Source organism: Oculatella sp. LEGE 06141, from assembly GCF_015207605.1.
In the GTDB taxonomy this organism is placed as follows: domain Bacteria; phylum Cyanobacteriota; class Cyanobacteriia; order Elainellales; family Elainellaceae; genus Oculatella.
Window position 1 is genome coordinate 86,211 of the sequence record NZ_JADEWO010000012.1, and the last position, 14,530, is coordinate 100,740.

A 14,530-nucleotide genomic window follows, 5' to 3' on the forward strand; every position below is an offset into this window, starting at 1 on the left:
TGACCACTTTGCAACGGGTTGAAATATCCTAAGTTATGTCGTTCTGCCATTGAAGGAGAATCGGATGAGCCAATTGCGTTACCCCCCTCGCGGTCTTTACGGCATGAGCCGACGCAAGTTTGTGCAATATGGAGCGATCGCGTTCGGTAGTGGTATGGTGGCGGCCTGCACGTCTAATCGCCCGGCGGCAACGGAGTCTCCGGCGGCCAGTTCCCCCGCCGCTGCCCCATCATCCGGAGAGCTGACCTCCATTACCTACGGCACGAACTGGTATGCCCAGGCCGAGCATGGCGGCTTTTATCAAGCCGTGGCTACTGGCATCTACGAAGACTATGGGCTGGACGTAACCGTGCAAATGGGAGGGCCGCAGGTGAACGGCACGCAGCTCTTAATGGGTGGGGCTGTTGACTTTTTTATGGGGTATGCATCCGATGCTATCAAGGCGATCGAAGAAGGCATCCCCAAGGTAACCGTGGCCTCCATCTTTCAGAAAGATCCGCAGGTGTTGCTGGCTCATCCCGACACCGGAGCCAGTTCGCTAGAAGACCTCAAAGGCAGACCGATCTTTATTTCATCAGCCGCTAACGTTACCTATTGGCCGTTTCTGCAAGCAAAGTTTGGTTTTACCGAAGATCAAAAGCGCCCCTACAACTTCAACCCTGGCCCCTTTTTGGCCGACAAAAATGCAGCGCAGCAGGGCTATCTCAGTTCTGAACCGCTGGCGATCGCCAACGAAGGCGGGTTTGAGCCAGTAGTGTTTTTGCTGGCTGACTACGGATACAGTCCCTACTCAACCACCATTGAGTGTAAGCGAGAACTGGTAGAACAAAACCCCGACCTGGTGCAGCGGTTTGTTGAAGCGTCCATTAAAGGTTGGTACAGCTATTTGGAGGATGACCCCACACCGGGCAATGAGCTAATTAAGCAAGCCAACCCGGAGATGACCGACGAGCAACTGGCCTACAGCATCGAGAAGATGAAAGAGTACGGCATTGTCACATCGGGAGATGCCGAGACGCAGGGCATTGGCGCAATGACCGAGGAACGCTGGCAGGCTTTCTTTGAGACGATGGCAGAAGAGGGCGTATTCCAGCCCGACACAGACTATACCCAGGCGTACACTTTAGACTTTGTGAATAAGGGTGCAGATGCCTACCGAACATAGTTTTGGGCATACTGGACTGTAATCTATCCCGGCTTTACCAGCGCTGGCACCGTTCAATCAGGGGAATTGTTCTTCGTCGCGGCACCGCTCGTTTCCTTCATTGAGGAAAATTTACAGATGAATCACAGTCCTGCGATCGCCATTGACAACGTCAGCAAGGTCTACGCCAACGGCACCGTTGCCTTGCAGGATCTCAATTTGACGATTGAAGAGGGGCAGTTTGTTAGCTTACTGGGGCCGTCTGGTTGCGGCAAGAGTACGGTGTTGCGGCTAATTGCTGGACTCGGCAAACTGACTTCAGGCTCGATTCAATGGGGGCACCAGCACGCCCAGCGACAGCTTGCCTTTGTGTTTCAGGATGCGGCACTAATGCCGTGGGCAACGGTGGCTGAAAATATTCGGTTGCCGTTGAAGCTGGCGGGCATTCCCCGGCTGACGGCAAAAGCGGCGGTGGAAGAGGCGATTCAATTGGTCGATCTACAAGGGTTCGAGCAATCCTATCCGCGCGAGTTGTCGGGTGGAATGAAGATGCGAGTGTCGATCGCCCGATCCCTTGTTACCAAACCAGAAGTGCTGCTCATGGATGAGCCGTTTGGGGCGCTGGATGAAATGACCCGCAGCCGACTCAACAGCGATCTGCTTGACCTCTGGAGCCAAAAGCAGTGGACGGTGGTATTTGTCACCCACAACATTTATGAGGCGGTTTATCTCTCGAATCGGGTGATTGTGATGGCGGCTCGTCCGGGTCGGGTGGTGGCTGATGTGGCGATCGAGTCTCCCTATCCCCGCACCGAAGAGTTTCGCACGTCGCTGGCGTATAACCAATATTGTCGTGAGATTTCAGCCTCGCTTTCCAGAGCGGTCAATGTCCCTATGGGCGATCGATGGTCAGAGTCAGAACAAAACCTGGCGATTCAGTAAGAAGGGTGGGCATTGTCGGCCAGTGAGAACAGCCGCTTAGCAATCCCTAATGGAATCGCCCTTAGAGACGTTTGATACGTTTCAGAGGGTGTCTGAGAATGGCTCAACATTCTAAATTAGCCCCCTAAATCCCCCAAAAATGGGGGACTTTGAAACAGAATTGATTCAGAAGTCCCCGTTCGGCTGAGCGCTCACGTCGAAGCCAACATTGGGGGATTAGGGGGCGGTTCGAGTTGGAGCTTAGCACTTTTAAGATATCCTCTCAAACATCCTCTAACTGACCATCAGCACTTTTAACCCATCCTCTGATGCCAATGCCAGTGCCATGAGAATCAACGGATTGGGATCACTGGTGAGCCTTAATGAGAGAGTTTAATGCCATCAGAAATTCCTGTTCCAGGTAAGGCTTGGTAAAGTAAGCCGCCGCTCCTAACTGCATTGCCAACCAACGATGTTTATCATTACTGCGTGACGTTAACATCACAACGGGAACCAGCGAGAGATTTGGATCTTGGCGACGATAATTGAGAAACTCGAACCCGTTCATGTTTGGCATTTCAATATCGCAAATCACGAGCTGTACCGATGCGCCTTGCTGTAGTTGCTCGATCGCCTCATGCCCATCTCGCGCCTGTAACACGCGAAACCCGGCTCGTTCCAGGGAAAGCGCCAGGGTTCGTCGCAGGGTTACCGCATCATCCACGACCAGAATGGTGGTTGCCCGAATCGGCTGCACGGTTGTGAGACGGCCAGACGAGTTGTGGTCGCGCCCGGTTAACAATGGTTGCGACTCGCTCATCCGCACGGTCGTTACCGCACTTTGATCTAGCCCTAACGACAGCAGCGCAATGCCATCAATTACCGGAACCAAACTACCATCCCCCAAAATCGTACATCCATAGATGTAACTGGGTGGTGCAATGACCGAGCCAAACGGTTTGACCACCAATTCTTGCTCTGTCACCAGGCGATCGATCTCTAACGCAAATACCTGATGCTCCTGGCGGAAAATCAGCATGGGTAAAGCCCAATGTTGCGGTAGGGCAATCGAGTCTAATGCTTTGCTGGGAGGAGCCTCGGATAAGGGGCAGGCATAGTCGAGCAGATCGGCCATGCCGTAAACCGGAATGATCTGCTCTCGCCAGTATAAAAACCGCTGTGCCCCCGATTGTTTGATTTGATCCTCTTGCGGCGTGAGAATTTCCTCGATGCTGTCGGCCGGTAGCGCCATCGCTATCGACCCAACCAGGCAAATGATCAGTTTGACAATGGTTAATGTAAACGGCAGCGCCAGTGTAAAGGTTGCTCCTTTGCCAGGGGACGAGCTAACCGACACGGTTCCCTTAATGGCACGGAGTTGCGATCGCACCACATCCAACCCAACACCTCGCCCGGATAGCTCACTAACCCGCTGCGCCGTTGAAAAACCAGGTTCAAAGATGAATTCAAGCAGCTGTGCTGGAGCCATAAGCGCTATCTGTTCGGCGGAAAGCCATCCCAGATCCAGCAATCGCCTGCGGATGCGATCGAAGTTGATCCCCTGCCCGTCGTCTTCTACCTGAATGATGGTCTGGTTTCCCTTGTGATGCGCCCGAATTTCGATTTGCCCTTGTTCTGCCTTTCCCTGCTCTTTGCGAATGGCCGGAGCTTCAATGCCATGATCAAACGCATTACGTAACAAATGCAGCAAGGGATCGTAAAGCTTTTCCAGGATCGCTTTATCAACCAGGACTCCCGCTCCGGTCAACTTCAACTGAACTGGCTTGTGATAAGCCGTTGACAGGTTACGCAACATGCGCGGAAAGCGATTGAGAATTTCACCCAGCGGCAACATACGCGCCCAAATCAGCTCATCTCGCAAGTAAGAGAGCATGTGTCGCTGCTGATCTAACGCCTGGTTGGACTGGCGAGCAAATAAGCTAATATCGTCAACGGTTTCTTCTAATTGAACGATGGTTTCTAAAATCTCCTGGAGCTGGGAGTACATTCCCCCATAGGTATCCATTTCCAGGGAGTCAAACTCGGCAGAGGGCGACGGCTGAGTAGTTAATGGCACCGAAGTCAAAGAGACAGGCGAAATGGGGGATGATGAATTGGAGGGTCGGGTTTGGCTCTGCTGGCCAGGGGTAGCGCCATCTTCTTCAATGCGATGACGTTCTGGTGCAACTAGCAATTGATCCGAGAATTGCCGCAGTTGATTTGCCATCGTTTGAAACCGACCAAACCGATTAAGCAGCTCATGCAGCGCTGTCTGCATCTGTTCATTTTGCAAGGATAAACCATTACGGTTAATGGCTAATTCACCCACCAGGTTGTTCATGCGCTCCAGGCGCTCGGTATCTACCCGCACCGTCATGCCAGGGGTTGCTGGCCCTTCTTTGCGGGGAAGCGGTTGTTTAGGCCGCTGTTCGTCCTGATTGATCCGCGATAGGTGGTTGCTCTTGCGAACTTCTAAGGCTCCATTTTGCGGAGTCGTTGGTGTGATTGAACCACGGCTTTCTGGTAATGCTAACAACCGAGGGGCGATCGCTCGTTTCTGGTTCGGCGGTGGTGCGGTGGACTTTGGAATAATGGTCAGAAGAGAGGAGCTATCTACACCATTTGCCTCATTTACCTCATCTGCACCGTTTACCTCATCTGCACCGTTTACCTTATCTACCCCGTTTACCTCATCTACCCCATTTACCTCATCTGCCCCATTTACCTCATCTACACCGTTTACTTCATCTACACCATTTACACCATCTACTTCATCTACCCCATTTACCTCATCTACACCATTTGCCTCATTTATCTCATCTACCCCATTTATCTCATCTACCCCATTTATCTCATTTATCTCATCTGCTGTTGGCAAAGCCGACGAGTCTGGCGGTACACTCTCCGTTGTTGATGGAGTCGGCTGTTGCTGCTTGTACGGAACTAACGACGAGATCTGCTGCTGTAGGCGTGCTGGAGTGTTACCCGCTAACCATTTAATTTCTTTGATTGCATCAATCTCGGTTTTTGCTTCATGCTGTGGTACAAACAGCGGAAGGTTGCCATTTAAATCTGTTGAATCTGTCTCTGCTAGACCATGTTCATCATCTAACAATGAGCTATCTGCAAAGGCAGCCATCATCTCTGGCTCGATCGTCTCTGTGCGTTCCAGCAATTCCTGAGCAGCAGAATCTTCCAACTGGGTAGCCGTATCTTCTAAGCTGTTCTCCGGTTCACCGGATTCAAAACCACTGTCAGGCTCCGGCTCAAGGCTGGGTTCCAGTTCAGATTCAAGGCTCGATTCGAAGAGCGATTCAAAGCTGGGTTCCAGTTCAGACTCAAGCGCTGCCAACTCAGCTTCAAGACTCGATTCAAAGAGCGATTCAAAATCCAGTTCAAAACCAGGCTCAGGTTGAGCCTCAAAGCTGGGTTCCAGTTCAGATTCAAGCGCTGCTAATTCAGACTCAAAGCTGGGTTCCAGTTCAGATTCAAGTGCTGCTAATTCAGATTCAAAGCTGGGTTCAGCCTTAGACTCAAGGTTGAATTCAAAATCAGACTCAAAGCCAATTTCCAGTTCAGATTCAAGCGTTGCTAATTCAGACTCAAAGCTGGGTTCCAGTTCAGATTCAAGCGCTGCTAATTCAGATTCAAAGCTGGGTTCAGCCTTAGACTCAAGGTTGAATTCAAAATCGGACTCAAAGCCAATTTCCAGTTCAGACTCAAAGCTCAATTCCAGTTCGGAGCTAAGGTTGGATTCAACGCCGGATTCGACGCCGGATTCAAAACTGGATTCAAAGCCAGCTTCAAGTCCAGATTCAAAGTTGTGTTCAAAGTTGGGGTCAGGTTCAGACTCAAGGTACGATTCAAACTCAGATTCAAAGCCTGATTCAAATTCAAAGCTCGATTCAAACTTGGACTCAAATTCAGGCTCAAATTCAGGCTCAAATTCAGGTTCAAATTCAGGTTCAAATTCAGGCTCAAAGCTGTTTTCAAACTCAGATGCGTTTTGCGATGAGATATCCAGGTAAGAGGCATCGCTGCCAAACATGTCGTCTAGTAGCGATACTCCGCTCTCTAGCTCGTCAAAGTCGGCATCCAAAATGAAGGAGTCTGCGATCGAGAGTCGGACTGTTTCTGGAAGAAAGGTGGGGCTAGGAGCCGTCAATGCCATTAAACGCGCAGATGGCCCTCGACCACCAGCGCGATCGCCCGCTAAAACCGCTCGACGACCCGCTTCAAAATCGGCTAATGCCAATAGCATGATTTCGTCGGCACAGTCTGGATTGACGTTCAATGCTTGCTGTGCCGCTTCAGCGATCGCTCCAAATTCTGGCAGATTCAGCAGTTCTGCAAATCCGGCAAACACCTCGGCTTGCGCCCGTAGCTCGCCCGCTATTTCATAGCCTCGGGGATGGGCTGCGATCGCAGCCAGACGATTAATTCCTTCGGCTACATCCACCTCAAAGATCGAGGTGACCATATCAATTCCCATGTCTTTTGAACTGGGAATGTAAGTATTGCCATCGTTTAGCGCATCCCCACACCGTTCCTCAATTTGGGCAAAGATGGGATCAGCGATCGCCGTCGCCTGCTGTGGATCGAATGAACCGACTGTGATTTGTTCTAGCAGCGGCAAGCGCAAACAGTCGTATGCTTGCAACAACTGGTTTTCTAAGTCGGCATCAATCTCTAAGCCATCACTATAGAGTGCCTTAAAGACGTTTTCTAACCGATGGGCAATAGTTGCGATCGTCTCCAGGCCAACGCTAGAGGCACCGCCCTTAATGGTATGAGCCGCCCGCATCAGTGAATGAATTTCAGCATCACTGCGCTCTTGAGTAAGAGCCAGCAGCCCCGACTCCAGCACTTGCAGTAAGTCTGGTGCTTCTTCAACAAAGAACTGATAGGCTTGATCGCGGATATCAGAATTAATCGCCATTGATCCCCTACTCCTCAGGGTTAGCTAACCTTAGAGGTTGTTTAAACGGATGAAATGTCTCCTGTGGGGGCGTAGCATTCGGCAGATAGCCCTTGAAATAGACCCTGAAGTATTGCCCGAATCCCCACGCCCCTACCAGGTGTCGGGCTACAAATTAGAGGTTGTTTGAAACGGATCAAATATCCTGCCTGTGCTCTCTCAATCCCCCAACCTGGGGACTAAAACATCCTCTTAGCCGACCTTAAACTGACCAACACCCTCTTGTAGTGCTCGCGCTACTTTTCGCAGTTGTTCAAAGGAGGACGACACTTGCGTCGCTTCCGTTGATGTCTTGTTGGCAATTGCCGCCACGTCCATCATGGTTTGCGTCACAGTTTCAGAGGTTTGAGACTGAACTACCGTAGCCTGAGCGATCGCTTCTACCAGGCTGCTAATTTGCGAACTAACCGTTGTGATTTTGTTCAGGCTTTGGCGGGTGTCATCCACCAGTTTGGTTCCAGTCACAACCTGCTCTGTTCCGGCTTCCATGGCGGCCACCACTTCATTGGTTTCGGCCTGAATGTTGGATACCAGCTTCCGAATTTCTTCCGTAGCCTCGGCAGACTGCCGCGCCAGTGTTCGAACTTCTTCTGCTACCACCGCAAATCCCCGGCCTTCTTCTCCAGCACGCGATGCTTCAATGGATGCATTGAGCGCCAACATGTTGGTTTGGGCGGCAAAGGCGCTAATTAGCTCCACCACACCAGAAATCTTTTGGGATGATTCTCCCAGGTGTTTTACCTTTTTCGAGGTTTCGGCCACCGTAGAACGAATGGATTGAATCCCATCAACCGTGCGGTTCATGGCGGCATCCCCTTCTTTTACAGTCAGGTTGGCTTGCTTCACGGCCTGTTCGGCCTGTTCGGCGTTAATTGCAACACTCCGAACGGTTTCTGCCATGTCTTGAACCAGGTTAAGCGCCGATGCAATGTTTTCCGCCTGACGCAACGCTTCTTCCGACAGGGATTGCACCGATTGTTCATTCGAGCTGGTGGTTTCAGTTACCTGGTTGGCAGCTTGCTGCACCTGAAGGACAATTTTCCGCAGGTTATCAACCGTGGCGTTGTAGGAGTCGGCGATCGTACCAATTTCGTCTGCCGTTACCCTGGCACGCGTGGTCAAGTCGCCTCGGCTAATTGGATCAACTTCCTTCAGCAGTTCCAGCGCTCGTTTCTGCAACGATTCTTTGATCTGTCGCTGTTCTTCAGCCAGGCGGGTGGTTTGCTCCAACAGTTCCACTCGATAGATCGATAGACCTAGCTCTGTGCCAAGCCGCTGGAAAAAGTTCACTTCCATATCTTGCCAGCGGTGGGTAGTCGCGCAGACATGACCAACAAGCAAGCCAAACAGTTTTCCGCCACCTGAGATGGGAACAACGAGACTCGATTTCACATCCAACCGTTCCAGCAGACGCAGATGCTCTGGATCGAAGTTAGCGGTGGAAACATCCTCTGCAACCACAGTCCGCCCATTGTTATAAGCCTCACGCACCTGTACCGGAATACAGCCATCCGTGATTTTTTCTTCCAGAGCGCTGATCCAGCCTGCTTCCACTGATTCGGCAACCACGCGATCGCCATTGCGTCCATCAAACCGATACACCACCACGCGATCGAGTTCAAGCAGCGATCGGATGCCTTGAGTCACCTGGTTAAAGATGTCTTGCAAGTCGGATGCCTGAACCACGCCAGACCCTTTTGCCAGGGCGGTCAACCGTTCCTGCGCGGCTTCAAACGCCTGAGCTTCCGTTGTTTCTTGTAACTGGCTCGCCATCGCATTGATGTTGGCTCCCAGCGCGGCAATTTCGTCTGTTCCCTGAAACGCCAGGCGGGTATCAAAGTCGCCCTGACCAATTCGTTCCACCGCATCGGCAGCCGCAATCAACGGTTTGGTGGCTCGGTTGGCAACAACAGTGGAGAGAATACCTACCAAAATTGCAGCAACCAGCGCCCCAATTTCCAGCGTCAGCAACAGTTGGCGCTGCGGTGCAAACACCTCATCCGCACTGCCAGAAATCAAGAAACCGAAGTCTAGCTCAGGTACGCCTGCTACGTTTGAGATAGGAACATAGGTTAGCAGCCGTTTAGAGCCGTCATCTGGATCAATATCTATGGCGGTTCCGGGCTGCTGACGGGCTTGCAGTTCCGCAAATTTGGCAAAGTGTTCTGCCGCAGGTTGCCCAATGCGTTGTTCGCTACCAGTCGCAACGAAATAATTACCGCTGTTATCCACCACGTAGTAGTGGTCGTCGTCGTCTTCAAACTCCTGAATGATTTTATTGAGTCCTTCAACCGGCATTTGGAACCGCACAACGCCCTTCAAGGCACCCGTACTCACATCTTTTACGGGTGCCGCCAGGTGCATACTGAGGGTGCCCGTGGTTCGAGAAATGGAGGGTGGGTTAACAGTGGGTTGCCCCGTTTCCACAACGCGCTCAAAAAAGTCGCGCCCTTTATGGTTGGGCACCGGAACACCATCCGCTTGCACCACCGCATCGCCGTTGAGGTTGAAGAAAGCAATACTGTTATAAACGCCGTACAGCTCGGTGTAACGAGTTAGAAAGGCTTGCTTTTCGGCCTGCGGGGTTGCTTCAAAGAGCCGCTGGTTGGTGAAAATTGGCACCTGGCTGAGAAGCTGAATATCCGAATATCGGTCTGCCATGAAGACATCAATCTCGTTGGCAAGCTGACTCGCTTCGTTGAGTTCGTCTTGCTGAATCTGAGCCGTTAAGGATTGACTCGCCAGGTAATAGGCGATCGCACCAATCGCCAATACCGGAACGGTACCAATCGCAATTGCTAGTGCAGTCGTTTTGGTTCTAATTCCAAGTTGGTTCCATCGGCTCAGAAAAGAACGTTTGGAGCGTTTCGCCGGTGGCTGCTCCTCTGGTTGTCTGAATTCAATCTGGGGTTGAGGAACCGATCGCCGGGGTGGCGGCGGCGGCACGTTGGTAAAGCCCTGGGAGCCGTTTCGCCGGGAGACTTGACCATTGCCATTGCCGTTGCCATTGCCATTGCCGTTGCCAAGACCGGATACGTAGTTCTGGTTTGAGTTAGGAGAGTTAGGTTTAGAAGGCAACTGAGTCATGCGGTAAATCTCATAATCAAGGGTTCGATTCAATGTGAGTATTGCGATCGAGCACAAAACCAGGACGGTCGTATTGCTAAGCCAGACAGAAAGGTTTTAGCAAGGAGATGGCGAATGCTTAGGAGGGATTAGCAATGCCAAACCCGCTACTCTTGCTATAGTTGGTTCATCAAAAATTCGCCGTAGTTGATCTGGTTTAATTGCCGTTGTTCTGTTGGCTAATTACTTTGGCATAGCGGTTAAGATGGCATCTTTGTTTAAAACCGCCAGCATATCGCCGCCCGGTTTCCACCAGTAACCCCACAAAAATCGAGCAAATTCTGGAGTAACGGTGGATGGCGGTAGGGGCTGAATTAACGTGGGGTCACACCACTCAATATCTTCGACGCGGTTCACAACCAGCCCCAGCATTTGATTTTTAGCTTGAGCCGACGCGGTTCGGCGATCGCCACTCTGCATCACAACCGCTGAAAAATTGGAAAGGTTACTCGATTGTCGATACCAGGGAACCAACCCACACAAGTGACCCAGATCGACCATCCACAGCACGTCGCCTCGCCAGTTATACACACCCATTACCCATCCGGGCAAATGAGGAATGGGCACAATTTGACCCGTCTCAATCGTGAGTACTTCGCTCAGCAGTTCCACTGGCAATAGAACCGTGGTGTCCGAAAACAGGTTCAGCCGCAAAAACTGCTCAGTACCGGGTACGGCTGAGGCAGATTTGGCTTCAGTTTGTGGTGCCGGTAACTGCTGGATATTAGGAACAGATAATGCATCAGACATGGATTGAAAATCAGCTCAGTGTTTGATTAGCTGTTTAACTGTCCGTACAAACTCGTCCTGGTCGATGGGCTTCGATAGATAAGCATCTGCACCTTGCTTCATGCCCCAAAATCGATCCATTTCGCCACCCTTGGTGGAGCAGATGATCACGGGGATATCGCTGGTGTCAGCGTTTCCTTTTAGCTCTCGACACACTTCAAATCCGCTGCACCCTGGCAACACGACATCTAAAACAATTACATCGGGTTTTTGTTTGGCGATCGTAGCGATCGCTTCTTCTCCGCTTTGAGCGACAAGAACGTTGATTCCACCCTGTTGCAGGCACTGAATCAAAATTTGCATGTCTGTCAATGAGTCTTCAACAACCAGCGCCGTACCCATTCAGTCACCTCGTGAACAATAACAAGCTAATTAGTGAATCAGTTAACCAGTTAAACGCTAATAATTTGTGCTAACCGGAAGAGTAGAGACATCCTGACTTAAAAATTTGCGAATCACCCCAAGAACGGCTTCTGCATCCAGCGGTTTGGTGAGAAAATCGGACGCTCCAACAAAGTTAGAACGAAGACGGTTGGCAAAGCCGTCGTTTCCGGTCAAAATCACGATCGGAGTGTTCTGAAAATGTGTCAGCTTTCGCAACTGTTCGCAGATTTCGTAGCCGTTGGTGTTTGGCATCATCAAATCTAAAAAGATGAGATCGGGTTTGCGAGCTAACAAAATGCCGATCGCCCGTAAACCATCATTGATGCCAACATAGTTGTAGCCCGCTGAGGTCAACAGCTTTTCCATCATGTTCTGGACGAAAAGGCTGTCATCTACACAGGCAATCACTGGCTTTTTGGCTGGAACAGGTTCATCTACCGCCTTGGTAGACAACCGCTGGCGATAAATCGGAGCCGACAAATCGGGAATGTGAATCAGCTCAATCCAGCCGGATTCCAGATAGGGCAGAAGCGGTTTCGCTACTTCTATCAAGTTGCGGTGCATGGCAACGGCAAGGTCGCGCAGCGATCGCTCACCGTTGAGCATCTTGACCAAATTTTGATACGCCTGCGGTGACTTCAGCGCTTTGAACTGGTCTGCCTGCCGCACAATGGGCGACTGGTCGGGCGAGTAATTCGCCAGTTTGCTGGCCTGCCACGCTTGCCACAGTGGGTGGATGCCAAAAATGGCTTCTTTGACTTCCACAAACGTTAGCGGGTTGGCAAACGGCGGCGTTTCGCGAATGTGGTCTTGAACGGTAGCGGCCTGTGCCACATCAAACAGCACTTCAGCAATGACGGCACAAATAACCGCGATCGCCTGTTCACGCGTTACTTTACCCTGAACAATCCAGCGGTTGAGCAATGCGTATTCCCACCCCATCGCCAAACTGGCAGAATCAATAGTGGCTAAATCCACCTGCCATGCCATTCGGTAGGTTGGAATTCGGGGGCAATGAATCATTAGATTCCGCCGCCACCGCCGCACCGCATGTTCTCCTCCAGTAGCATAGACAAGACGACCCTGGGCGAAATAGAAAACCCATTGCTGCTGAGATGGAGCGGTTCGCGTCAATTTCCCAGTAAATCGAAGCTGCTCCAAATTGGTCAAAAATTGAAGATGTCTCAAGGCAGTAAACCCAACCTACTTGGATAACGGCAAAACCTATTCATGCTGAAGTGATGAGATGAATCAATGGCAGCTACTATACAAACCCATTCGAGGCTTTATATCAAAGCCCTGTGGAGGTTGTTTGCAATAGATCAAACGTGCTGTATTGATGTTCTAAATTCTCACCCGCTCTGGGTTTCGTCCTGTGCGCTCAGCCGAACGGAGACCTTAAAACAGAACTGCCTCAGAAATTTCCCGTCAGAAAATTTAAGGAACAGTTCGAGCGGAATTCAGCACGTTCAAACCATCCTCCTGGATCTGCTCATGGCACTGGTGGCTCTACTGACAATGGCAGCACCACCAATTTGCAGACCAGTTTGCAAGCGATAGAAGCCCCAACGATTGATCTCAATTCAACCCAATTCAATCCAATTCAGTCCAATTCAGTGCGAATTGTAGCGATGCACCATTAGTTTGGTCGATCAGTCAGGTAGATTGCAGTCAGGTAGATTGCCAATTAAGCCTATACACCCAGTGATGCGATGCCCTGTTTAGCAACGATAGGTGAGTTTCATTAAGCGATCAGGTTACGATCAATGGTAACCGTACAATAACACTACTGCATAAATTTAGGTTACAAGACTGTATTGCTGTTAACTTATTTGGATTGCAGTTAGAAAATTAGATGTTGCACCGTTTTCGGTTACATCATGGTATGCAGCTCTGAGGTTTGACAAGCAAGGGTCACGAGAGTTAATCGAATCTTCAAACGCCGATCGCTTGGTCTGGTGCCAGGTTTACATTAGGACAGCAACAGTTCAGAGCTATTCGAGGTGTGAGAAGACGAACTCAAAAAAAAGCGTAGTTTTTGATACAGCCAGGTCACTGAGTTTGGGTTGACTATATACAGCAGTTCTCAATCGAGTCAGCCACAGTCTCGCCGAGATGGGTGTGGGGTGTGGTGAATGCAAATGAAAATGGCTGTAAGATAAGCTCCAGCATCTACGCTCTGGTCGCAATCACAATAATCGCAATGGGGACTTTGAAACAGAAGCGGCTTGGAAGCCCCAACGGTAGGAACTTCCAAACTGTTTCTGGTTGAAAGTCTGTGTTCAGCTGAGCGCTCACGTTGAAACCCAGAATTGAAGACTTGGCGCTTGCAGCAAGCCCAAAAGGGGACGGTTCGAGTTACACTCAGCCTGGTTACACCCTCTCACGGTAAGCGGGTTGATTTACCTCTACTGACGATGTATCAGGTGCGGGTAGCAACAGTCTTTACCAACACGCGATCGCCTTCCACCTTTACGTCATGCACTGCCAGCGGTTTACTGGCAGGCGGGCTTAATACTTGACCTGCCGTATCAAATGCAGAATCGTGACAGTTGCACAAAAACACGTTGCGATCGGGCTGCCACTCGACCAAACAATCGCGATGGGTACAGATTGGGTTAATGGCTACTAACGTGTCGGGTTGGCTGGTATCGCGAACCACCAGGAGCGGGCTACCTGCCGTTTGTTCATCTAAAAGTTGACCGTCTTGATCCAGTTGTGCCACATCTCCAACGTCGCGAAACTCGTCGGTTGAGGTTGCCGTTTCAGACGATTGAGGGGTGCAGGCGGCGATCGCCACAGGAAAGAACTGTGCCAGACAACCAACACCTACCCAATTCATAAATGTACGCCGATCCATAAGAGAGCAATCCTGCCTTTTTCAAATCAACTCATTGTGCTTGAGAGGTTGTTTGCAACGGATTAAACGGTCTGCCCTAAACTCCCCAACCCTGGGAATTTAGAAGGCGATTCGAGTGATATCAACACCCTTAAAGCATTCTTCAGGAGCTTACCAGGAGCTTACAAAGCCCGTTGAACCATCTTCAACATTGAACGGTTCAAATGGTTCGATGTAACACTTAGCAAGTTTCCTGTAAGGTACATAGCATTCGGCAGACAGCCTAGACCCAGACGAATTCTGTCGCTTGCGTCCCGTTGCATATGCTATGCCCCTACAGGGATCGGGT

At 50.7% G+C, this 14,530-nt stretch carries 8 protein-coding genes; 2 read left to right on the forward strand and 6 right to left on the reverse strand.

Features of this window, described 5'->3' with window-relative positions; all coding sequences use genetic code 11:
- The first annotated feature begins 64 nt into the window (after positions 1-64).
- Both IQ268_RS11210 and IQ268_RS11215 read left to right on the forward strand, forming a co-directional pair.
- Positions 65-1,165 carry an ABC transporter substrate-binding protein gene (locus tag IQ268_RS11210; protein ID WP_193878520.1) on the forward strand — a complete coding sequence of 367 codons (1,101 nt, stop codon included), beginning with the start codon at positions 65-67 and terminating at the stop codon, positions 1,163-1,165.
- A gap of 117 nt (positions 1,166-1,282) precedes the next feature.
- Positions 1,283-2,086, forward strand: coding sequence for an ABC transporter ATP-binding protein (locus IQ268_RS11215; RefSeq protein WP_193878522.1), 804 nt, complete (start codon positions 1,283-1,285; stop codon positions 2,084-2,086).
- 346 nt (positions 2,087-2,432) lie between these two features.
- Here the strand turns inward: IQ268_RS11215 and IQ268_RS32220 are convergent, their stop codons facing one another.
- The 6 genes from IQ268_RS32220 to IQ268_RS11250 all read right to left on the reverse strand — a co-directional run bounded on the left by IQ268_RS32220 (position 2,433) and on the right by IQ268_RS11250 (position 14,202).
- Positions 2,433-7,004, reverse strand: coding sequence for a response regulator (locus IQ268_RS32220; RefSeq protein WP_228035265.1), 4,572 nt, complete (start codon positions 7,002-7,004; stop codon positions 2,433-2,435).
- Between the two features lie 231 nt (positions 7,005-7,235).
- Positions 7,236-10,130, reverse strand: coding sequence for a methyl-accepting chemotaxis protein (locus IQ268_RS11230; protein ID WP_193878530.1), 2,895 nt, complete (start codon positions 10,128-10,130; stop codon positions 7,236-7,238).
- Between the two features lie 222 nt (positions 10,131-10,352).
- Positions 10,353-10,919, reverse strand: a complete 567-nt coding sequence (locus IQ268_RS11235; RefSeq protein WP_193878532.1) for a chemotaxis protein CheW — start codon at positions 10,917-10,919, stop codon at positions 10,353-10,355.
- A 15-nt stretch (positions 10,920-10,934) separates the two neighbouring features.
- The gene (locus tag IQ268_RS11240; RefSeq protein WP_193878534.1) at positions 10,935-11,300 is read right to left on the reverse strand and encodes a response regulator transcription factor; all 366 of its coding nucleotides are present in this window, start codon (positions 11,298-11,300) and stop codon (positions 10,935-10,937) included.
- 57 nt (positions 11,301-11,357) lie between these two features.
- The gene (locus IQ268_RS11245) at positions 11,358-12,530 is read right to left on the reverse strand and encodes a response regulator (protein ID WP_193878536.1); all 1,173 of its coding nucleotides are present in this window, start codon (positions 12,528-12,530) and stop codon (positions 11,358-11,360) included.
- A gap of 1,234 nt (positions 12,531-13,764) precedes the next feature.
- On the reverse strand, positions 13,765-14,202 hold the full coding sequence (locus IQ268_RS11250; RefSeq protein WP_193878537.1) for a ubiquinol-cytochrome c reductase iron-sulfur subunit: 438 nt from the start codon (positions 14,200-14,202) through the stop codon (positions 13,765-13,767).
- Positions 14,203-14,530: the final 328 nt, after the last annotated feature.

Bases quoted from the DNA above. Each gene is read 5' to 3' on its own strand.
- IQ268_RS11230 (WP_193878530.1), bottom strand. From the start codon at position 10,130: ATGACTCAGTTGCCTTCTAAACCTAACTCTCCTAACTCAAACCAGAAC.
- IQ268_RS11215 (WP_193878522.1), top strand. From the start codon at position 1,283: ATGAATCACAGTCCTGCGATCGCCATTGACAACGTCAGCAAGGTCTAC.
- IQ268_RS11210 (WP_193878520.1), top strand. From the start codon at position 65: ATGAGCCAATTGCGTTACCCCCCTCGCGGTCTTTACGGCATGAGCCGA.
- IQ268_RS32220 (WP_228035265.1), bottom strand. From the start codon at position 7,004: ATGGCGATTAATTCTGATATCCGCGATCAAGCCTATCAGTTCTTTGTT.
- IQ268_RS11235 (WP_193878532.1), bottom strand. From the start codon at position 10,919: ATGTCTGATGCATTATCTGTTCCTAATATCCAGCAGTTACCGGCACCA.
- IQ268_RS11250 (WP_193878537.1), bottom strand. From the start codon at position 14,202: ATGGATCGGCGTACATTTATGAATTGGGTAGGTGTTGGTTGTCTGGCA.
- IQ268_RS11240 (WP_193878534.1), bottom strand. From the start codon at position 11,300: ATGGGTACGGCGCTGGTTGTTGAAGACTCATTGACAGACATGCAAATT.